The following is a 19,788-nucleotide window of genomic DNA, read 5'->3' on the forward strand; positions in this document are numbered from 1 at the left end:
ATGTGGTCGGCCGCACAATTGACCGTACGGACCAATTCGGGGACTGTTTTCGACGCGGGAGAATAGTACAATGACCGGCTTTTCGGGAGCGGTCGCGAATTGGTCGAATGAGTCCCGAGACTGAATAATGTGGACTCTTGACGGCAGCCGCTCCGCTGGTGCTCAGGGCGAGTCAGCCTGCTCATTAGATGCTATCGGGCCGTCGCGTGCGATGGGGCCCCGCGAATGATGCGGCAAGCGGTCGCCGTCCGGGACCGCGCGGCCCGGCCGCCGGGACCATTCGCTCGCATTGCGGAATAACGGGCGGAACGAATACCGCGAAGGGCCGGGGGAACCGGATCGCCCCGTGCCGCGGTGTCCACCGGAGGCGGCCGCGGCCCAGGGTGGTTGAATCTCGGGGTGACCCCCGAACCGGCCCCCGCGCGCGACCTGCGCCGCCTGCGCACCTACACGCTCTTCACCGTGATCGGCTCCGGCCCGCTGGCCCTCGCCATGGCCGCGCTGTTCATCGCCGGCGCCGGCGAGAACGCGAACCCGCTCGCCGCGGGCGCGGCCGTCGGATCGGTCGCCCTGTGCACCTCCGGGCTCGCGCTCCACTGGCACGGCCAGGGCCCGCTGCGCCGCCGCATCCTCTGGGCCGCCTCGCTCGCGCTGCTGCTCGCGGGCGCCGCGGCGGAGGCAGGATCGGGCGGGATCAGCCCCGCGTGGGGCGCCCCGGCCGGGCTCCTCGTCGCCGAGGGCGCGATGCTGTGGTCGCGTCCCGGGCGCCGCTCGCTCGCGGTCCTGCTCGGGACGGCCGCCACCGGCGCGGTCTCGGGCTTCGCGATGGGCCTGGGCCTCATGGACTTCGGGTCGCTGCTGACGACGGTGGTCCTGGCGCCCTCGATCGCCATCGGCATCGTGTGCCAGCTGTGGCACTACCGGGTCGCGCAGGAGCTGGAGCAGGCCCGCGGCCTCGCCGCCGACCTCGCCATCGCCGAGGAGCGGCTGCGGTTCGCGGGCGAACTGCACGACGTCCAGGGCGGGCACCTCCAGGCGATCATGCTCAAGGCCCAGGTGGCGCGCCGGTTCCAGGAGACCGACCCGGAGCTGGCCGCGTCGGAGGTCCGCGCGGTCGAGGAGCTGGCGCGCGAGGCCCTGCGCGACATGCGGGCCGTCGTCGGCGGCTACCGCAAGACCGCGCTGGCCGACGAGATCGACTCGGCCGCAAGAATTCTCAAGTCCGCGGGCGTGGACGCGACGGTGCCGGACGCGTCGCCGGACCTCGACGAGGACACCGAGCGGCTGCTGGGCCTCCTCGTGCGCGAGGCGACCACGAACCTCATCCGCCACGCCGAGCCGACCGCCGCGAACGTGTCGATCCTGGAGGTCGACGCCCACGTCACCGTCACGGTGGTCAACGACGGCGCCGCCGAGGCCGCCGGGGACGGGAACGGACTCTCCATGCTCGCCAAGCGGTTCGACGAGGCCGGCGGCTCCGTGGAGCACGCCCTCGACAACGGCGAGTGGACCATCAGGGGGACCCTCCCGAAGCCCGTGGCCCTCCGGCCGCGCCAGGCGCCGCGGGTCCCCAGGAGGGTCCGCCGCCGCTAACCGCCGAAGGTGTGCGACTCCAGGTGGTCGAGCAGGACCCACTCCGACTCCGGGCTCGCGGCGGCGACGAGTTCGCCGAGGGCCGCCGCGCCGAACAGGTCCACGGCCGGGTCCTTCAGGGGCGCTTCGTAGTCGTCCCAGTGGGTCGGCACGATGTACGGCGGGCGCCCGGTGGCCGCGAGCATCCGCTCCACGTAGTCCGGGTAGGCCGGGTTGGGGCCCTGCATGAACAGCACCGTGGGCCGCACCCCGGCGACCTCGCGTTCGTGGAACGACGGCAGGCCGTTGAAGAACAACGAGGTCTCCCCGAACGTCACGAGGTACGCGAGGCTCCCGCCCTCCACGAGGTCCTTGATCGCCTCGGGTTTCGCCGGGACCGGCCCGGGTCGGGTGCCGGGGAACAGCAGCGTCTTGTGCTTCCCGGAGACGCCGTGGGAGGACCGGAAGACCTCCACGGTGTACCCGTCGAACTGGTACAGCTCCCCGCCGCCGACCTGCGACAGCTGCTCGTCCGGGGTTCCCATGGCGCGCAGCAGGTTCAGGTGCGTCTCGGTGCCGAGGACGGTGGCGCCGGTCTTCTCGGCGACGTACGGGACGTCGGCGATGTGGTCGAAGTGCGCGTGGGTGATGAGGATCGAGTCGGCGGTGCCGATGTGCTCGTCCACGGCGCTCTCGTCCACGGTGATCGGCGTGTCGGGGTCGAACTCCCCCGGCACCGTCGCGCCCGTGTAGGTGCGCGAGACGTACGGGTCGATCAGGACCGTGGTCCCGCCGCCCGTGATCTCCCAGGCGTTGGTGCCCAGCCAGCGGACGGTGACCTCAGAAGTCATGGCTCTCCAGGTGGTCGAGGAGCAGGAACTCGGTGTCGGGGCTCGCGGCGGCCACGCGGTCGCGCAGGGCCTCCCAGTCGCCGCCCTTGACTGCGGGCTCGGTGAGCGGCTCGTCGAAGTCGTCCCAGTGGGAGGCGACCACGTACGGCGGGAACCCGGTCGATTCGAGGGCCCGCTCCACGAAGTCGGGGGTGTGGCCGCCGCCGGGCTGGAGGAACAGCACGGTCGGGCGGACGCCCTCGATCTCGTGGTGGTGGACGCTCGCCGAGCCCATGTTGAAGAACGAGACGCCGCCGAAGTCGAGCAGGTAGGTGAGGCTGCCGCCCTCGATGAGGTCCTTGATCCTCTTGGGGCGCTTGGGGACCTCACCGGGGCGGGTGCCGCCGAACAGGATGCGCTTGTGCTCCCCGGAGGTGGAGTGCGAGGAGCGGAAGACCTCGACGGTGTAGCCCTCGAACTGGTACAGCTCGCCGCCCGCCACCTGCGACAGCTGGTCGTCCGGGGCGCCCATGGCGCGCATGAGGTTCAGGTGCGTCTCGGTGCCGAGGACCGTCGCGCCGGTCCGCCCGGCGAGGTACGGGACGTCGGCGATGTGGTCCCAGTGCCCGTGGGTCACCAGGATCGTGTCGGCCTTCGGCAGGTGCTCGTCGATGACGTCCTCGTGGACCTCGATCTTGGTCTCAGGGTCGGCGCCGCCGCTGGTGTAGGCGCCGGTCGGGAAGCGGCTCACCCACGGGTCGATGAGCACCGTCGCGGCCTCGGTGGTGAACTCCCACGCGTTCGTGCCGAGCCAGCGCAGGCGCACCCCCGCGGTGTCGGTCTGGGCCGCGGCCACGCCGCCCCCGGCGGCCGCTGCCGCCACGGCGGCGACGCCGGTGCCTTTCAGGAGGTTCCGGCGCTGGAGGGCCGGGGTCCGGTCTCGTTTCTCGGTCATCGCGACAGTCAAGCCCGGATCGTCCCGTCCGTCCAATATCAACGCGCGTATGACCTGATATGCGCGTTGATATCGTGGCTCCGTGGACATCATGCGGCACCTGGAGTGCTTCCTGGCGGTCGGTGAAGAACGTCACTTCGGGCGGGCCGCCGAGCGCCTCGGCATGGAGCAGCCGCCGCTGAGCCAGCGCATCCGGCGGCTGGAGAAGGAGCTGGGTGCGGAGCTGTTCGACCGCAGCGGCGGCCAGGTGGCCCTGACGGCCGCCGGGGACGTGCTCATGCGCGAGGCCCCGGCCCTGCTGCGCCAGCACCAGCGGATGCGGTCCCTGGTCGCGCGCGCGGCGGCGACCGACCCGGCGGACCCGCCGCGGCCGTGGAGCGCGCTCTACTGACCCATCGCCTCGGTGAGCGCGAGGGCGGTGCGGCTCATGGCGAGTTCCACTTCGCGGAAGTTCCGCCCGGTGGGCTGCGCGGAGACGCTGATGGCGTGGCGGCGCCCGTCGGGCCACTCCCACACGGCGACCTCGTTGAGCCAGCCGGGCAGCGACCCGGAGCGGCCGTGGACCTGGACCTCGCTGGGGGCGAGGCGCGAGAGGCGCCCGCCGGTGAGCTGGCGGCCCGTCCAGGTGCGCAGGTCGGCGGCGATCGGCTCGGGCCCGTTCCAGATATGCCGCATGAACGCGGTGAGGTCGGCGCAGGTGGAGACGTTGGTGCGGGCGGGGTCCCAGGCGCTCGTGGCGCGCAGCTCCGCGGTGGTGACGGCCCCGGCGCTGAGGACGTGCGCGAGGGCCTGGAGGTCGGAGACGTCGAGGTCGCGGGCCACGTCCTCCAGGATCGTGCGCGGCGGGCCGATGAGGCGGGTCCCCTTGAGCCCCAGGCGGGCCGGGAGGCTCCGCAGGTTCGCGGCGCCGATGCGGGCGGTGACGAGGTCGGCCGCGGAGTTGTCGGAGACCTCCATCATGAGCGCGGCGAGGTCCCACGCGCTGATCTGCGAGTCGTACCGGAACCCGGCGGTCCCGGTGCCGCCGAGGCGGTCGGCCGAGGTGGTGCGGACCGGCGCGGCCGGGTCGACGAGGCCCTCCTCGACCTGGCGGCGGAACTCCCACGCGATGAACAGTTTGACGACGGACACGAGGATCACCGGTTCGTCTTCGCGCACGCCGATGCCGCGGCCGTCGCCGAGGTCGCGGATGTGGGCCTTCGCGGTGGCGCCGAGCGGCGCGAAGAACCCGTCGATCAGCGCCTGCACCATTCGCCCCCTCATACTCGACGGACCACGGTACCCGCCGGGTGCGACATCCCCGGCGACGCACAATGGGGGCGATAACCGCTCGCGTCCGGTCCTACAATCGGCCTCATGGAGGACGAGGGACCGCTGCTGCGCGAGGTGTACCCCGACCTCGTCGCGGAGCTGGAGCGGCTCCTGGACGACGAGGGCGAGCGGAACCTGTCGATCCTCGCGCACGACCTGCGGATCGTCGCCGAGTGCGGGTGCGGCGAGTCCCACTGCCAGAGCGTCAGGACCGCGCCGCACCCGCCCGGCGAGCCGTACGGGCCCGGGCACCGGAACGTGCTGCTCGACCCCGACGAGGGGATGCTCGTGCTCGACGTGCTGCACGAGCGGATCGTCTACGTCGAGATCCTGTTCCGGCCCCCGATGGCCCGCCGCGACGTCACCCGGCCGCAGTAGCCGGGTCCATCGCCCACAGCGCCCCGCCGTCCCCCGCCTCCGGCGCGGCGTTCGCGACCGCCAGCGCGAAGTCCTGCCGCAGGTCCCCCGTCGGGCCCGCGCCGGGCGCGCGGCTGGTGACGGAGACGCCGCGGACGCGGACCGTGTAGACCCCGGGCTCGGGGGCGGCGACGGTGACCTGCTGGACGTTGTTGGTCACGCGGGTGACCGGGCCGGCGTCCCAGTTGCGGACCTCCCCCGAGGGGGTCTCGACCTGGAGGTACAGCTCGTTGACGAGGCCGCCGAGCCCTTCGAGCGAGGGCGCGTCGGTCCACACCAGGGTCGCCTTCAGGGCCGTGCCGGGGTCGGCGGCGGTGACGCGGAAGGTCCGGATCTCGCCGGTGGCGACGGCGTGCGCGGGCGCGTCGGCGAAGCCCACTCGTCCGCCGACGGCGCCTCCCACGTCGACGCGGCCGAACCCGGACACGGGGTTGGGTCCGGCGGGGACCTCGCCGGGGTACTGGCCCGCGATGGGGACGGCGCCGTTGACGAGGAGGGCCTTGAGGAGGGCGCCGGAGGGGCGGCGGCCGTCCTCGACGTGCCCGGCGTCGGCGAGGCGCTGGCGCACGAGCGCGGCGGCCCCGGCGACGAGCGGGGTGGCCATGCTGGTGCCGCCGCTCCAGCAGTAGCGGTCGCGCAGCGGGTGGCCTTCGGGCAGGCGGCCCCAGAGGGGTTCGCCGTCGCCGTCGTAGACCGAGGAGAGGAGGGAGAGGACGTTGGTGCCGGGGGCGACGACGTCGGGTTTGATGCGGAGGTCGTCGGTGGGGCCGCGGGAGGAGAACGCGGCCATGCCCTCGGTGTTGTCGGAGACGTGCCCGGCGGCGCCGAGCTTGGGGTAGCTGGACCAGTCGCTCCAGTTGCGGTCGAGGCCGGGCGCGGGGTCGGACCCGGCGGGGCGGTCGTTCTCGGTGGCGCCCACGGTGAGGCAGTTCTTGGCGGTGCCGGGCGAGCCCATGGAGTCGCGGTCGATCTGGCCGTCGCTGTCGGTGTCCTCGCCGTCGTTCCCTGCGGCGAAGAGCACGAGCATGTCGGGGTGCTCCCAGGTGAAGGCGTCCACGGAGCGGGCGTTCTGGCTGTACTCCCCGGCGAGGGGCGCGCCCCAGGAGTTGGTGTGGACGCGGGCGCCCGCGGCGTACGCCTCGGCGAACAGCTCGGCGATGTTCCCGGGGATGCCGTAGAGGCCGGAGGGCGGCGGGGGCCAGGGGAACGTGAAGGGCTGGAGTCCGGCGGCGGCGAGTTCGGCGCGGGACTTCCACCGGATGGACTGGTTGATGGCCTGGAAGAAGACCTGCGCGCCGGGGGCGGTCCCGGCGGGGACGGGTCCGGCGCCCGCGAGGCGGGCGGCCTCGCCGTTGCCGAGGACGGAGCCGGTGACGTGGGTGCCGTGGCCGGACTCGACGTCGGCGGGGCCGTCGTCGTGGGCGGGCGGGTCGTTCGTGAAGGGCGCCAGGACGGTCCGCACGGGCCAGGAGGTGATCCCGGCGACGCGGCCGCGCACGTCGGGGTGGAGGGTCTCGGGGTCGCCGTTGTCGAGCCCGGAGTCGGCGACGGCGACGATCTGCCCGGCGCCGGTGAGCCCGATGGCCTCGGCGACGGCGGGGACGCCCATGACGGCGGTGGCGCGGTCGTTGCTGGTCTGGGAGAACGCGTAGGGGACGATCGCCTGCACGCCTTGGAGGTCGGCGAGGTCGGCGATGACGGTGCGGGGCAGGCTCGCGACGACGGAGGAGGGCAGCACGGTGAGGGCGGTGCCGCCGGACTCGCGGATGCGGCGCACGAGCGCGTCGGTGTCCTCGCCGGGGAAGACGGAGACCTCGACCATCTGGAGGGCGTCGTCGGTGAACGCGTCGGGGTCGACGGCGGCGAGGTAGGCGGCGTCGAGTTCGCGGCGGGGCCGCGGGTGGAGCTTCGGGGAGACCTTCATGGCGGGTCGGTAGGGGGTGACCTCCTCGACCCGCGGGAGGTCGCGGATGCCTTGCACGCGTTCAGGGAGCGCGCCGACGAGGAGCGTGAACCCGGAGAGGCTGCCGTGGATCTCGGCGCCCGCGTCGGTGAGTTCGCCGAGCCAGTCGGCGGTGGGCGGGCCGATGAGTTTGACGAGCCAGTACGCGGTGCGTCCGGGCTCGGGTTCGATCGCGGCGGTCTCCTGCGCGGTGAGCGCGGCGGCGAACGCGAAGGAGGCGCCCGCGGTCTGGACGGGCTGCTCGGGGAGCGGCGCGGTCTCGACGCCGCGGTCGGCGAGGGCGCGGGCCTGGCCCGCGGTGGTCGCCACGAGGAGGGTGTCGGGGTATTCGGCGAGGACTTCGACCCCGGTGTCGCGCACCGCGTCGCGGTCGCCGGGGGTGCGCAGGGTGACGAGGAGCTTCGACATGGTGCCTTCTTCCGGAGGGGAGCGCCGGTTGGCCATCTCCTCAGGCTACGCGGAAGCGGTGACGGCGTGGGTGCGCTGCGTATCCGCCGAACGGCTGAAAGCGGGACTCAAGTGCGCGGGGAGCGAGCGCTCGGTGCGCAGCAGGAGGAGCCCTCCGGCGAGGACGGCGGCGGCGAGCACAGCCCACAGCTGCCACGTCCCGGCGTCGAGGAGGAGCCCGAGGACCACGGGCGCGACGGTGCGGCACAGCGACCAGGACAGCTGGTAGACCGAGAGGTAGCGGCCCCTGATGTGGTCGCGGGCGGCCTGCACGGAGAGGCTCTGCGCGGGCGCGGAGTGGATGAGTTCGCCTGCGGTGTAGACGATCGCGACGATGAGCACGGCGACGATCCCGCCGCCGAGGGCGGGCAGGCACGCGAAGGCCGCGAAGGAGGCCGCGAAGACGGCGGTGCCGAGCGCGGCGCCGCGGGCGCGGCGGGCCCGGGCCATGGCGCGGGCGACGGGCACGCCGAGGACGGCGACGAGCGCGGTGTTCACGGCGAACACGCCGCCCGCGAGCGCGCCGGGCAGGCCCACGTCGCGGGTGAGGAACACGGGCAGGGCGATGGCCTGCGCGGTGTAGCCGAAGCCGATGAGGAAGTTCGCGGCGGTGAGCGCGAGGTAGGGCCGGTCGGCGAGGACTTCCCGGTAGCCGCCTTGGGATTCGCGGGGCGCGGGGTCGGTGCGGCGCCGGGCGGGGATGGTGGCGACGGTGATCGCGGCCGCGGCGCAAGCGGCGGCGAGGATTGCGGCGGCCGCGTAGAACCCCGTGTGGCCGTCGAGGGCGAGCATCCCGGCGGCGGCGAGGGCGCCGAAGCCCATGCCGCCGTTGCGGAGGCTGCGGTCCCAGGCGAGGAGCCGGTCGCGTTCGGCGCCTTCGGCCATGTCGCCGATGAGGGACTGCTGGCTGGGCGGGGCGGCCCACATGGCGACGGCCACGACGAGCGCGACGGCGAGGAACGCGGGGTAGGAGTGGGCGAGGGGGTAGAGCGCGAAGCCGATGGCGCGCAGGGCGAGTGCGGCGGTGTAGACGCGCTTGCCGCCGAAGCGGTCGATGAGGGTGCCGACGACGGGCATGGAGGCGAGCGCGCCGAGCCCGGCGAGGGTGAGGCCGGTGCCGATGGCGGTGAGGGTGAGTCCGGTGAGGGCGTGGACGAACAGCATGGTCAGGGGCACGTAGACCCCTTGGCCGAGGGCGTCGGTGAAGCTCGCGGCGATGAAGCGGCGGCGCGCAGTCGAGGAGTTGTCTTCCATGGAAGACAGTTTATCTTCCTCGGAAGGTAGAATGCAAGCCATGCCGAACGAGAAGACCGACGCCGTCGCCGACATGGTCGGCCAGTGGCACCGCCAGCGCCCCGACCTGGACGCCTCCCCGATGCTCGTGGTGGGCCGCCTGTTCCGCCTTGCCGACGGGTTCGACCGCGAGCTGCGCCCCCCGTTCGCGGAGGCGGGGCTCGGGAACGGCGACTTCGACGTCCTCGCGGCCCTGCGCCGCTCCGGCGAGCCGTTCGCGCTCTCGGCGGGCGACCTCTCGCGCACCGTGCTCGTCACGACCGGCGCGATCACCAAGCGCGTCGACCGGCTCGAAGCCAAGGGGCTCGTGGAGCGGTCGGTGGCCGACGAGGACGCCCGCGGACGCCAGATCTCGTTGACGCGCAAAGGGAGGGACCTGACGGACCGCCTCATGGGCGTCCACCTCGCGAACCAGGCGCGGCTCCTGGAGCCCCTCAGTGCCGCAGAGCGCAAGACCCTCGCGGGTCTCCTCGCGAAGCTCGCCGCGTCCGCCGAGTAGCGCTCGGCGAGGAGCCGCCGCTCGCGGTGCCCGCCGAGTCGCGGACCCGGCGAGGCGCCCGCCTCCGGGTCCGGTCCTATGCGGCCCGCAGCCGGTCGGCGAGGCGCCGCAGCTCCTCGCGCAGCTCCGCCGGTTCCTCCACGGTGAACGGCAGGTCGAGTGAGGTCGCGAAGAGCGCGAGGTCGCGGAGCGAGTCGCTGCCGGTCTCCCACAGGCACTCGCGCGGCCCGGCGGGCTCGATCAGCCCGCTGCCGGGCGGCAGTCGGTCGGCCGCCGCCTCGGCGGGCACGTGCAGGCGGATGCGGGCCGGGTGGCGCCACGCGGTCCGCCCGATCCCCTTGAGCACGCGGTCGACCGCGCCCTCCGGGGGCTCGCGCGGGGTGAACCTGGGGCCGTTGGGAGTCCGCGGCCGGATGCGGTCGGCGCGGAAGGTGCGCCAGTCGGAGCGGTCGACGTCCCAGGCCACCAGGTACCAGCGCCGCCCGGTGTAGACGAGCCGGTGCGGCTCGGCCCGGCGCCGCGTCTCCTCCCCCGCCCGGTCGAGGTAGTCGAACCGCAGCTGCTCGCACCGGTGCGCGGCCTCGGCGATAGCGGTCAGCACCTCCGCGTCCACGGCCGGGCCCGCCGCCGCGGCCGAGACCGTGGCCGAGCGGAGCACGTCGATGCGCCGCCGCAGCCGCGAGGGCATCGTCTGCTCCAGCTTGGCGAGGGCCCGCAGCGAGGTCTCCTCGATCCCCGCGACCGACCCGGACGCGGCCGCGCGCAGCCCCACCGCGACGGCCACGGCCTCCTCGTCGTCCAGCAGCAGCGGCGGCATCGCGCTCCCCGCTTCGAGCCGGTACCCGCCCGCGCTCCCGGTGGTGGCGTCGACCCGGTACCCGAGCCGGCGCAGCCGGTCGACGTCGGCGCGCACGGTCCGGGTGCTCACGCCGAGCCGTTCGGCGAGTTCGGGCCCGGTCCGGTCGCGGCGGGCCTGGAGGAGGGCGAGGAGGCGCAGCAGGCGCGCGGAGGTCTCCAGCATCCCCGAATTCTCTCACCCATTGCGGAAGCTGATCTTCCGCAATGGGCCATAACGTGGGGTGCAACGACAACGAAGGAGTACCGATGCTGCGGGGATTCGCCACTATCACCTATTTCGCCGAGGACCTGGACGCCGCGAAGGCGTGGTACGCCGAGCTGCTCGGCACCGAGGCGTACTTCGAGGTCCCGGGCGGGTACGCCGAGTTCCGCATCGGCGACCACAGCCAGGAGCTGGGGATCATCGCGGGCGCCTGGGCGCCCCACGAGCTGCGGCCGGGCGGGTCGATCGCCTACTGGCACGTGGACGACCTCGACGCGGCGACCGCGAAGCTCACCGCCATGGGCGCCGAGGTGTACGAGGCGCGGAAGGAGCGGGGCGAGGGGTTCACGACCGCGTCCTTCACCGACCCGTTCGGGAACGTCCTCGGCGTCATGTACAACCGGCACTACCTCGACGTCCTCGCCGGGACCGCGCAGTGACCGCCCCGATGACGCCCCTGGAGTTCGCGGACCGCGCCGCCTGGGAGGCGTGGCTCGCGGCCCACCACGGGACCGGGACGGAGGCGTGGCTGCGGATCGGCAAGCGCCGCACGGCGCTCGCGCTCGTCCGCATCGAGGAGGCCCTCGACGCGGCCCTGTGCTTCGGGTGGATCGACGGGCAGCGCAAGGCCCTCGACGGCGACTCGTTCCTCCAGCGGTACTCCCCGCGGCGCCCCGCCAGCGCGTGGTCGCAGGTGAACCGCGCCAAGATCGAGGCGCTCACCGCGGCGGGCCGGATGCGCCCGGCGGGCCTGGCGCGGGTCGCGGAGGCGAAGGCCGACGGCCGGTGGGAGGCGGCCTACGAGCCGCAGTCCACGGCCGGGGTCCCGCCGGAGCTGACCGCGGCGCTCGACCCGCAGGCCGCGGCCGCGTTCGCCGCGCTCCCCCGCAGCGAGCGGTACACGCTCATGCTGCCGCTGCTCCAGGCCCGCACGGCGGCGTCGCGGGAGCGCGTCGCGGCCCGCATCGCGGCGTCGTTGGGGGCGGGGTCGTTGGGGGCGGGTCGGAACGCGAGGGGCTGAACGGGAATGATGGCCGGGTCCGCTAAGGAGGCGCTCATGGACCGCACGGGCCCGGCCGTACCCCAGACCACGATCTTCACCGTCATGTCCGCGCTGGCGCAGCGGTACGGCGCCGTGAACCTCGGGCAGGGCTTCCCCGACGAGTCGGGTCCCGCCCGGGTGATCGAGGCGGCGGTGGCCGCGATGCGGGAGGGCCGCAACCAGTACCCGCCGCTCGCGGGCGTCCCGGAGCTGCGCGAGGCGATCGCGGCGCACCAGCGGCACTGGTACGGGCTGGACCCGGACGTGGACGAAGGGGTCGTGGTGACCGCGGGGGCCACGGAGGCGATCGCGGCGGCGATGCTCGCGTTCGTGCGGCCCGGCGACGAGGTCGTGGCGATGGAGCCGTTCTACGACTCCTATAAGGCGTCCGTGGAGCTGGCGGGCGGCACGATCGTGCCGTGGCGCCTGGAGGCCCCCGGTTTCCGTCCGGACCTGGAGCGGCTCAAGGAGGTCGTGACCGACCGGACGCGGGTGCTGCTGCTGAACTCGCCGCACAACCCGACCGGCACGGTCCTCGACCGCGCCGAGCTGGAGGCGGTCGCGCGGGTCGCCGCGGAGCGGGACCTGCTCGTGGTCACCGACGAGGTGTACGAGCACCTGGTGTTCGACGGGCTCGCGCACGTGCCCTTCGCGTCGCTGCCGGGCATGTGGGAGCGGACGGTGAGCATCGGGTCGGCCGGGAAGACGTTCTCGGTGACGGGCTGGAAGATCGGGTGGGCCACGGGCCCCGCGGACCTCGTCGCGCGGCTCAAGGGCGTCAAGCAGTACCTGACGTTCGCGTCGGGCACCCCGTTCCAGTACGGGATCGCGGCGGCGCTCGCCTCGGCGCCGGAGTTCTACGAGGAGTACGTCGCGGACTACGCGGAGCGCCGCGACCTCCTCGCGGCCGGGCTCGCGGACCTCGGGTTCGCCGTGCACCGCCCGCAGGGGACCTACTTCGTGACGACCAGCGCCGCGCCGCTCGGGTACGCGGACGGCATGGCGTTCTGCCTGGAGCTGCCCGAGCGGTGCGGGGTCGTGGCGGTCCCGACCCAGGTGTTCTACGCGGACCCCGGGCCGAGGCCCGAGGTCCGCTTCACGTTCTGCAAGCCCCGGCCCGTCCTGGAGGAGGGCCTGGAGCGGCTGCGGAAGGGCCTGGCTACAGGATCGTCGACAGGATCACGAAGAAGATGACGAACAGGATGACGACGGCCGCGCCGGTCACGAGGACGGCCGGCTCCTGCGTCAGCGGGCGCTTCGCGGGCTGCTGCTGGTAGACCGGCTGCGCCTGCGGCGCGGGCTGGTAGTTCGTCTGCGGCGGCAGCATCTGCTGCGGGGCCTGCTGGACCTGCGGGGGCTGCATCGACGGGGCCTGCATGGGCGGGCGCGGGGCCGACATGTGCCCGGCGGGCGAGACGGGCCCGCCGGAGGTCGGCCGGATCGGCTGCTGCTCGGTCGGGGCGGGGCCGGACGCGGCGCGCACGGCGCCTTCGACCACGACGGTCTCGGGCTGCTCGAACGTCTGCGGCGGCACGCCCAGCTTCGAGTGGATGAGCTGGGAGATCATCGGGATGCGCGAGGAGCCGCCGACGAGGAAGATCCCCACGAGGTCGGCGGGGTTCATGCGCGCGGAGCTGATGGCCCGCTGGAGGCAGTCCACGGTCCGCTCCAGCGGCGGGCGGGCGATGTCCTCGAACTCGGCGCGCGTGAGGTGCGCGTCCACTTCGAGGGCGGGCAGGTGGATGTCGGCGCTCGCGGTCCGCGAGAGCGTCTCCTTGGCGCCGCGCACGTCCTCGTAGAGCATCCGGCGGTAGCGGCGGTCCCGGTCGTCGGCGGGGGTGAGGAGCCGGTTCCAGTCGCCCTGGTGGGAGGCGCCGTAGGTCTTGCCGAGGTGCTCGACGATGCCGTGGTCGAAGTCGAGGCCGCCGACGTCGCCGACGCCCTCCTCCGCGAGGACCTCGAAGCCGGTCTGGGTGCGGCGCACCACCGTGGCGTCGAACGTGCCGCCGCCGAGGTCGTAGATCGCGAGCGAGCGCCCGGGCGGGACGGCGGTGCCGAGCACCGACGTGAAGTAGGAGGCCGCGGCGACCGGCTCGGGGATGAGCTGGGGGGCGGGGAGTCCGGCGAGGCGCGCGGCGTCCATGAGGATCGAGCGGCGGCGCTCGCCCCAGCGGGCGGGGTGGGTGAGCCGGACCTGGCCGGGCATCTGGCCGGCCTGGCGCTGGGCCTCCAGGGCCACCTGCTGGAGCACGTACGCGAAGACCTGCGGCACCGGGATCTCGGAGGTGCCCAGGAACAGCGAGCCGTCGTCGATGCGGCGCTTCGGGTTGGGCTCGAACCTCGCGGGGTCCATGCGGGCGTTGCGCTCGGCGTCGCGTCCGACGAGCATGCGCCCGTCGGAGTTGTAGTAGACCGACGAGGGCAGGATCGGAGCGCCGTCGAACAGCAGGGGGCGTACGCGTCCGTCGGCCGAACGCAGCACGGCGACGGTGTTCGAGGTTCCGAAGTCGATTCCAAGCACGTGCATGTGAGAACTCCTTGTCTGGTGCACACCTTACTGTGCGCGTCCACGACGGATGCGACCCGTTCGGCGTTCACCAGTCGCTCACGCACCGTTCGCACCGCATTCTCCCCGGGTGCGAGCGGCATCTCACGTGCTCGCCCGCGCGGATCGGGGCCCGTGTTGTGTCACACTTCAAGGGGACGTCCGTGGCGGCCGCGGCCGCGCCGGGCCACACTTGGGGGTCCGCGCCGGAACGGCCGCGTCTCCGGACGGCGGTGCCGGGAAGGATCCGGCCAGGTCCGGGCGTTGTACGAAGCGATGGCCCCCCGATTCGGCGTGATCCGAGGGGGCGCGCACAGCAGCGGGGGCCGACCGGCCCGGCTGCGAGGGTCAGGGCAAGTGCTCAAAGGAAGTGCAGGGGAACATGGGCGACAGAATGCTGAGGGGCTCCCGTCTCGGCGCCGTCAGCTACGAATCGGACCGGAACACGGAGCTGGCCCCCCGCCAGACCCGCGACTACGTCTGCCCGCAGGGCCACCGCTTCGAGGTGCCGTTCGCGGTCGAAGCGGAGATCCCGCTCACGTGGGAGTGCCGGCTCGACGGGACCACGGCCAAGCTCGTGGACGGCGAGGAGCCGGAGACGAAGAAGGTCAAGCCGCCGCGCACCCACTGGGACATGCTGCTGGAGCGCCGTTCGATGGAGGAGCTCGAAGAGATCCTCGACGAGCGCCTCCAGGAGATGCGCGCGCGCCGCGGCGAGCGCTAGCTAAGCGAGGCTCACGGACCCTGGTCGATCGACCGGGGTCCGTTGTCGTACCTGCGGGGCTCGTCGTCGGGGAACGGCGCGTCCGTGTAGTCGCGCTCGCCTGTCCTCATGTCGTCTGCGCTGCGCTCGTCGATCACCTCACCGTCGATGACGTCGCCGCCGAAGCGCATCACGGGCGTGCGGGCCGCGATCCAGCGCCCCAGGCCCCGGAACACGAACCGGGTCGGCGGGAACAGCAGCAGGAGCCCGATCAGGTCGGTCACGAACCCGGGGATGATCAGGCAGAACGCGCCCGCCAGCGCGTACCCGTTGGGGAGCTCCCGGGACGGGTCGCCGCCGGAGTTGAGGTAGTCGCGGGCGGCCCGGAAGGACTTCGCGCCGACGTACTGGATCAGCGCGATCCCGAGGAAGCTCGTGCCGATGAAGATCATCAGCGTGTACCCGAAGCCGATGAGGTACGCGAGCCCGAAGAAGGCGGCGGCCTCGGCGACGATCCACACCGCCAGCGCGAGCCTGACGGCGAACGGGGCCCGTTTCTGTGCCTGCGGCGGCTGCTGGTGCGTCACTCCTCGATTCTGCCACGCGAAAAGGCGCGCCGCAGTTGCCGTGCGCGGTGGGCGAACCCCCACACGGTGACGTTCCACAGGGCCTCGATCGTGATGGCGCCGTTCATCTTCGAGGCGCCGGCGCGGCGCTCGGTGAACACGATCGGGATTTCGCTGATGGTGAAACCGGCCTTGACGGCCCGCCAGGTGAGGTCGATCTGGAAGCAGTACCCCACGGAGTTGACGGTGTCCAGTTGGAGCTTCTGAAGCGCGTCGAGGCGGTAGGCGCGGTACCCGGCGGTGACGTCCTGGACGCGCAGCCCGAGCATCGCGCGCGTGTAGATCCCCGCGCAGCGCGAGAGCGCGAGCCGGTGGAGCGCCCAGTTGCGGACCGACCCGCCCGGGATGTACCGGGAGCCGATCGAGAGTTCGGCGCCCGCGTCGATGGCGTCGAGGAGGCGCGGCAGGTCGGCCGGGTCGTGGGAACCGTCGGCGTCCATCTCGACGACGACGCGGTAGCCGCGCTCGGCGGCCCACGCGAACGCGGCGAGGTAGGCGGCGCCGAGGCCCTGCTTCTCGGCCCGGTGGAGGACGTGGACGCGGCTCTCGCGCGCTGCGATGGCGTCGGCGAGGTCGCCGGTGCCGTCGGGCGAGGTGTCGTCCACGACGAGCACGTCGATGCCGGGGCAGCCGTCGAGTGCGGCTTGGACGGTGGCCTCGATGTTGTCGCGCTCGTTGTACGTCGGGATCGCGACGACGGCCGGACCGGCATCGCTGCCGGGGATGTTCCGGTCCGGGTTCTGGGACATGGCGTCGGCTTTCTAGGTCTGGCTGCGGCGGTGCCGGACGTTCATGGCGATTGCGCAGGCCAGTGCCACCAGTGCCGCTCCGGTGAGGACCGCTTCAGGCAGGATACCCACTGCGGTGGCGGGCGTCGAGGCGTCCGAGAGCGTTAGGTCCGATTGGATGACGGCGGCGGTGTTGAACTCGGTCGCCTGGGAGACCGCTCCGGTGTGGTCGGTGAACGCGGAGACGCCCACGGTGGAGGCCATGAGGCCGTCGCGCCCGTGCTCGATCGACCGGATCTGGACCATCGCGAGCTGCTGCTGCGCCTCCTTCGTGTCGAAGGTCGCGTTGTTGGTCTGCACGACCATGAGCTGCGCTCCGTTGAGGACGGAGTCGCGGGTCTCGGCGTCGAAGGCGATCTCGAAGCAGATGAGCCCGGTGATGTCGGTGCCCGCCACGGGGATCACGCCGTCGCTCTCGCCCGCGGCGAACCCGGCGACGCTGTCGAGGCCCTCGGACATGCGCGGGTCGATCCACCCGGCGACGGTGGAGAAGAAGTCCTTGTAGGGCACGTACTCGGCGAACGGCACGGGGTGCCGCTTGGAGTACATGTGGACGGGCCCGTCCTCGGGGTCCCACACGATGCTCATGTTGGAGACGGTGCCGTCGTCGTTGTGGACGATGCCGCCGAGGACGATCGGCGCGCCGATGGCGGCAGCCGCGAAGCTGATCTCGTCGTACGCGTCCTGGTTCTCGATCGGGTCGATGTCGGAGGCGTTCTCGGGCCACACGACGAGGTCGGGGCGCTCGGCGCGGCCCTCGTTGACGGCGTCGGCGAGGTCGAGCGTGGCCTGCACGTGGTTGTCGAGGACGGCGCGGCGCTGCTCGTTGAAGCCCAGGCCCAGGCGCGGCACGTTGCCCTGGACGACCGCGACGTTGACGGTGTCCCCCGCGGGCGCGGTGGTCCCGATCGGGAGCGCGAGCGGCGCGATCGTGGCGACGGCCGCCGCGGCGACGAACGCGGCGGCCTTGCGGAGCCCGCCGAGGCGGCGCGTCACGAGCGCGTACCCCGCGGCCAGGAGGAACCCGCCGGTGAGGGCCACGACGAAGCTGAGGAGCGGGGCGCCGCCGAGCCAGGCGACGGCGGAGGTGGGGGCGTCGGCCTGGCTGAACGCGAGGCGGGCCCACGGGAAGCCGCCGAAGGGCTGGCGGTCGCGCAGAGCCTCCTGCGCGACCCAGGCGACGCCGGTGAGCGGGGCCCAGATCCAGCGGTGGCGGTCGACGAGGCGCGAGCAGACGGCGAGCCCGGCGCCGAGGATGCCGGTGCCGAGCGCTTCGAGCGCGGAGAGGAACAGCCAGGGCCACTGGCCGACCTGCGTCGAGGACCAGGCCAGGAGGGGCATGAAGAACGCCATGCCGTACACGAAGCCGATGCCGAGGCCGCCGCGCAGGCGCCTGCGGTGGACGGCCGCGCCGAACCCGGCGACGGACACGGCCGCGAGCGGCCAGGCGCCGTAGGGCGGGAACGCGAGAACGGCGAGGAGGCCGGAGGCGACGGCGAGGACGAGCGCGGCGGGGAGGCTCAGGCGGCGTCCGAGCGGCGAGTCCGCGAGGAGCAGGCCGCGGCGGGCCTTGCGGGCCGGAGGCGCGGGGGCGTCCTCGGAGGGAGGGGCGTCGCGGTCGTCGTCGATCACGGTGCTCAAGAAGGGCGCTCCTCGCTCGTGCGCTGGCCTTGGATGACCGGTGCGAGAAGAGTTCGCGGCCCGGTGGGGCTCTAGCGTACTGCGGACACGGCAAAGGGGCGTAGCTGTGTCCGGCTACGCCCCTCGCACGGGTTTCTCCCAGTCCCTGTACGGCCGGTGTCCCCTGCCTCGTTCACTGGTGATCTTCGGACCAACTCGCACCCGTCTGGATGAGCGTCTACGAGCTGTTGTCTAGGGACCACCTGCATCCGTTGCGGGTCCACCACCGGCGACCGGCCCGCCTTCCTCCGCCGACCCCCGCGATCTGGACCTGGCCGCCGGTGACAGTGCGGCCGCGCTGTCACCTTGTCCAGTCTGCGTGGGAGCAAAGCAAGTCGAGTCGCCCCCGACGTTCGGCGGGCCACCGTTTCAGGTCTTCCGCCGAGGACCAGACCACCGTAAGCCAAACAGCGCCGAGGGCGTCGACCGGGTCGGAATTTTGGTCCAGCAATTTTTCTCGCGTCAGCGCCGCCGCGAGCGCGGGGCCAGGTCAGGCACGCGTGTACACGAGTGATCCTCCGGCGACCGTGAGGCGGCACTCCGGGTCGGGGGCACCGGGATCACTCAAGTCGGGGAGGCCCGTCCCGGTGAGGTCCCACACTGTGAAGTTCGCTCGGGTGTTCGGGACGAGCGACCCGGAGTCGTCGATCCCCAGGGCCCTCCAGCCGCCCCTGGTGGCCGCCGCGAACGCCGCGGCCATCGGGAGCCGGGACACCGGGTTCCGGTGGCGCACGGCGGCCCTCACGCCGCCCCACGGGTCCAGTGCGGTCACCGGCGAGTCCGATCCGAACGCCAGCGGCACGCCGACCCCGGCGAGCCGCGACAGCGGGTTCGCGGCCATCGCCCGGTCGCGCCCGAGCCGGGCCGCGTACATGCCGTCCGGGCCGCCCCAGGCGGCGTCGAACGCGGGCTGCACGGACGCGTGGACGCCGTGGTGGACCATCCGGGCGATGAGCTGGGCGTCGAGGAGTTCGGCGTGCTCGATGCGGTGGCGGGCGTGCCGGATCGCGTCGAGCCCGATCTCGGCCTCCACCCGGTCGAGGCCGTCGAGGACGGCCGCGATCGCGCCGTCCCCGATCGCGTGGAATGCCGTCGAGAGCCCGACGCGGTGCGCGTCGCGCAGGTGGGCGGCGACGTCGGAGGCCGAGAGGTAGGACGCCCCGAGCGTGTCCGCATCGGCGTAAGAGGTCCGGAGGAACGCGGTGCGCGCCCCGAGCGACCCGTCCGCGGAGAGGTCGCCGCCGGAGCCGTGGGCGCCGAGGTCGCGGGCCTTCTCGGAGGCGCGCAGCTCGCCCCACCAGCCGTAGACCGCGGGGGTGCCGGGCTCGCGGCCGAGCGCGACGAGGCCCTGGAACTCGTCCTCGATGAGCGGGTCCGCGTCGTTCGGGATCGCCATCTCGGCGACGGCGGCGATGCCGAGCCCGGCGGCGTGCGCGAGGCCGGCGCGGGCGGCGGTGAGGCGCTGGGAGACGGGGACGGCGGCGTGGACGGTGGCGCGCGCGGCGCGGTGGGCGGCGCGGCTGAGGAGCCCGGACGGGTCGTGGCCGTCGAGGGCAGCGAACTCCGGGTGCTCGGCGAGGAGCCGGGGCCCGGCGACGCCGATGTGCCCGCAGGTGCGCGAGAGGTACGCGAGGCGGCTCCCGGCAGCGTTGCCGAGGGCCTCGGAGGCCGGTGCGGCCGGGTCGTCCCAGGCGGTCTCGTCCCAGCCGTGGGCGAGGACGATCGCGTCCTCGGGGAGGCCCGCGGCGTACGCGGCGACGCGGTCGAGGACCGCGGCGGCGGACCCGGCCCCGGCGAGGTGCAGGCCCGTGAGGGACTCGCCGGTGCCGGTGAGGTGGACGTGCGAGTCCACGAACGCCGGGGCCGCCAGGCCCCCTTCGAGGTCGACCGCGCGGTCGGCGGCGGGCGCGTCCGTCTCGTCGCCGATCCAGGCGATCCGGTCGCCTTCGGTGAGCAGTGCGGTCGCGGCCGGGTGGGTCGGGCTCAGGACCCGCCCGCCGCGCCACAGTGTCCGTTCCGAGGTTCGCTCGGTGCTGTCGAGGAGGCTCATGCCTCCA

At 73.4% G+C, this 19,788-nt stretch carries 19 protein-coding genes; 8 read left to right on the top strand and 11 right to left on the bottom strand.

Annotation, left to right across the window (positions count from 1 at the left end):
- Positions 1-399 precede the first annotated feature (399 nt).
- Entirely contained in the window at positions 400-1,593 is a 1,194-nt protein-coding gene (locus tag AB0A65_RS24930) for a histidine kinase (RefSeq protein WP_359954972.1), read from the top strand.
- Here AB0A65_RS24930 and AB0A65_RS24935 read toward each other — a convergent pair.
- Both AB0A65_RS24935 and AB0A65_RS24940 read right to left on the bottom strand, forming a co-directional pair.
- Positions 1,590-2,423, bottom strand: a complete 834-nt coding sequence (locus AB0A65_RS24935) for an MBL fold metallo-hydrolase (protein ID WP_359954975.1) — start codon at positions 2,421-2,423, stop codon at positions 1,590-1,592. The genes AB0A65_RS24930 and AB0A65_RS24935 overlap by 4 nt on opposite strands.
- The gene (locus AB0A65_RS24940) at positions 2,413-3,357 is read right to left on the bottom strand and encodes an MBL fold metallo-hydrolase (RefSeq protein WP_359954978.1); all 945 of its coding nucleotides are present in this window, start codon (positions 3,355-3,357) and stop codon (positions 2,413-2,415) included. Before AB0A65_RS24940 ends, AB0A65_RS24935 begins: the two co-directional genes overlap by 11 nt.
- A 91-nt stretch (positions 3,358-3,448) precedes the next feature.
- Here AB0A65_RS24940 and AB0A65_RS24945 point away from each other — a divergent pair, with 91 nt between their 5' ends.
- Complete coding sequence (locus tag AB0A65_RS24945; protein ID WP_359955106.1) at positions 3,449-3,748, top strand: LysR family transcriptional regulator; 300 nt, start codon at positions 3,449-3,451, stop codon at positions 3,746-3,748.
- Here the strand turns inward: AB0A65_RS24945 and AB0A65_RS24950 are convergent.
- A complete protein-coding gene (locus tag AB0A65_RS24950) occupies positions 3,742-4,608 on the bottom strand; it encodes a serine hydrolase (protein WP_359954980.1) in 867 nt (288 codons plus the stop codon). The genes AB0A65_RS24945 and AB0A65_RS24950 overlap by 7 nt on opposite strands.
- A gap of 105 nt (positions 4,609-4,713) precedes the next feature.
- On the opposite strand from AB0A65_RS24950, the gene AB0A65_RS24955 reads away from it, so the two are divergent.
- Positions 4,714-5,046 carry a hypothetical protein gene (locus AB0A65_RS24955; protein ID WP_359954983.1) on the top strand — a complete coding sequence of 111 codons (333 nt, stop codon included), beginning with the start codon at positions 4,714-4,716 and terminating at the stop codon, positions 5,044-5,046.
- On the opposite strand, the gene AB0A65_RS24960 is transcribed toward AB0A65_RS24955, so the two are convergent.
- Both AB0A65_RS24960 and AB0A65_RS24965 read right to left on the bottom strand, forming a co-directional pair.
- Positions 5,030-7,456, bottom strand: coding sequence for a S8 family serine peptidase (locus AB0A65_RS24960; protein ID WP_359954986.1), 2,427 nt, complete (start codon positions 7,454-7,456; stop codon positions 5,030-5,032). The genes AB0A65_RS24955 and AB0A65_RS24960 overlap by 17 nt on opposite strands.
- 45 nt (positions 7,457-7,501) lie before the next feature.
- Positions 7,502-8,749: an MFS transporter gene (locus AB0A65_RS24965; RefSeq protein ID WP_359954988.1), complete on the bottom strand. Its 1,248-nt coding sequence runs from the start codon at positions 8,747-8,749 to the stop codon at positions 7,502-7,504.
- A 40-nt stretch (positions 8,750-8,789) separates the two neighbouring features.
- Between AB0A65_RS24965 and AB0A65_RS24970 the strand changes: the two genes are divergently transcribed.
- Entirely contained in the window at positions 8,790-9,287 is a 498-nt protein-coding gene (locus AB0A65_RS24970; protein ID WP_359954991.1) for a MarR family transcriptional regulator, read from the top strand.
- Positions 9,288-9,363: 76 nt separating this feature from the next.
- Here the strand turns inward: AB0A65_RS24970 and AB0A65_RS24975 are convergent, their stop codons facing one another.
- A complete protein-coding gene (locus AB0A65_RS24975) occupies positions 9,364-10,308 on the bottom strand; it encodes a YafY family protein (protein WP_359954994.1) in 945 nt (314 codons plus the stop codon).
- An 83-nt stretch (positions 10,309-10,391) separates the two neighbouring features.
- On the opposite strand from AB0A65_RS24975, the gene AB0A65_RS24980 reads away from it, so the two are divergent.
- From AB0A65_RS24980 to AB0A65_RS24990, 3 genes are read left to right on the top strand one after another with little or no spacing between them, the layout of a single operon-like run.
- On the top strand, positions 10,392-10,787 hold the full coding sequence (locus AB0A65_RS24980) for a VOC family protein (RefSeq protein ID WP_359954997.1): 396 nt from the start codon (positions 10,392-10,394) through the stop codon (positions 10,785-10,787).
- A gap of 8 nt (positions 10,788-10,795) precedes the next feature.
- Entirely contained in the window at positions 10,796-11,368 is a 573-nt protein-coding gene (locus AB0A65_RS24985; RefSeq protein ID WP_359955109.1) for a YdeI/OmpD-associated family protein, read from the top strand.
- Between the two features lie 36 nt (positions 11,369-11,404).
- Positions 11,405-12,583 (top strand): aminotransferase class I/II-fold pyridoxal phosphate-dependent enzyme, encoded by a 1,179-nt coding sequence (locus AB0A65_RS24990; protein WP_359955000.1) that lies wholly within the window; start codon positions 11,405-11,407, stop codon positions 12,581-12,583.
- Here the strand turns inward: AB0A65_RS24990 and AB0A65_RS24995 are convergent.
- On the bottom strand, positions 12,549-13,916 hold the full coding sequence (locus AB0A65_RS24995) for an Hsp70 family protein (protein ID WP_359955003.1): 1,368 nt from the start codon (positions 13,914-13,916) through the stop codon (positions 12,549-12,551). The genes AB0A65_RS24990 and AB0A65_RS24995 overlap by 35 nt on opposite strands.
- A 400-nt stretch (positions 13,917-14,316) precedes the next feature.
- Here AB0A65_RS24995 and AB0A65_RS25000 point away from each other — a divergent pair, with 400 nt between their 5' ends.
- The gene (locus tag AB0A65_RS25000; protein WP_091028371.1) at positions 14,317-14,658 is read left to right on the top strand and encodes an RNA polymerase-binding protein RbpA; all 342 of its coding nucleotides are present in this window, start codon (positions 14,317-14,319) and stop codon (positions 14,656-14,658) included.
- A gap of 11 nt (positions 14,659-14,669) precedes the next feature.
- On the opposite strand, the gene AB0A65_RS25005 is transcribed toward AB0A65_RS25000, so the two are convergent.
- From AB0A65_RS25005 to AB0A65_RS25020, 4 genes are all read right to left on the bottom strand, one after another.
- Positions 14,670-15,224 carry an FxsA family protein gene (locus AB0A65_RS25005; protein ID WP_359955006.1) on the bottom strand — a complete coding sequence of 185 codons (555 nt, stop codon included), beginning with the start codon at positions 15,222-15,224 and terminating at the stop codon, positions 14,670-14,672.
- Positions 15,221-16,012: a polyprenol monophosphomannose synthase gene (locus AB0A65_RS25010; protein WP_359955009.1), complete on the bottom strand. Its 792-nt coding sequence runs from the start codon at positions 16,010-16,012 to the stop codon at positions 15,221-15,223. Before AB0A65_RS25010 ends, AB0A65_RS25005 begins: the two co-directional genes overlap by 4 nt.
- A 12-nt stretch (positions 16,013-16,024) precedes the next feature.
- Positions 16,025-17,683, bottom strand: a complete 1,659-nt coding sequence (gene lnt / locus AB0A65_RS25015; RefSeq protein WP_359955112.1) for an apolipoprotein N-acyltransferase — start codon at positions 17,681-17,683, stop codon at positions 16,025-16,027.
- A 538-nt stretch (positions 17,684-18,221) separates the two neighbouring features.
- Positions 18,222-19,781, bottom strand: a complete 1,560-nt coding sequence (locus AB0A65_RS25020; RefSeq protein ID WP_359955012.1) for an amidohydrolase family protein — start codon at positions 19,779-19,781, stop codon at positions 18,222-18,224.
- Positions 19,782-19,788: the final 7 nt, after the last annotated feature.

Source organism: Glycomyces sp. NPDC047010 (assembly GCF_040644205.1).
Classification (GTDB): Bacteria; Actinomycetota; Actinomycetes; order Mycobacteriales; family Micromonosporaceae; genus Glycomyces.